The organism is Oceanobacillus sp. NCCP-135 (genome assembly GCF_059698015.1).
The window spans coordinates 1-560 of the sequence record NZ_BAAKSZ010000088.1 but is presented as its reverse complement, the minus strand read 5'-3'; the positions used below and the strand labels follow the sequence as shown (position 1 = coordinate 560).

At 37.3% G+C, this 560-nt stretch carries 1 protein-coding gene; it reads left to right on the top strand.

Going from position 1 to position 560, the window contains the following annotated elements; genetic code table 11:
* Nucleotides 1-551: IS1634 family transposase (locus AC6HVZ_RS19650; RefSeq protein WP_497559805.1), on the top strand; the 551-nt coding region annotated here is incomplete at its 5' end.
* Nucleotides 552-560 lie beyond the last annotated feature (9 nt).

The following is a 560-nucleotide window of genomic DNA, read 5'->3' as shown; positions in this document are numbered from 1 at the left end:
TTCATCCGATTGAACTCAACGTCCCTAAAAAAGATGGCACATCCCGCACCGTACACAGCTTTCAAATTTGTGCTGAAGTGGATCCAGAAAAAGAAAGAGAAGTACAAAGACGTGATGGGATTACATGTTTCATTACCAACGAAATAACCATGGCTAAAGAAGAAGTGGTTTTCAAATATCGTGCGAAAAACAAAATTGAAGAAGCTTTTCGGGAAATGAAATCTCAACTGGAACTTCGCCCTGTTTATCTAACAAGATCTGAAAGAGTGAAGGCGCATGTTAGTGTATGTGTGCTAGCCTACTTATTAAGAAACACCATCGAATTACTCATGAAGAAATCAAATCAATCTTTGACTGCAAGCAATGTAATTCAAAAACTGGAAAGTTGTCAACTGAACGAAGTCGGACTTAAAGGCCAACAGAAAAAGTCGATAACTGCCACTGAAATGACCAAAGAACAACGTCAAATCATAGAATTGCTTGATGTCAAAAATGAAATTAAACAAACGAGTGTCAAAAAAATAGTAGAAAGGCTAAAAAAGAGCATGTAGGGACAACAG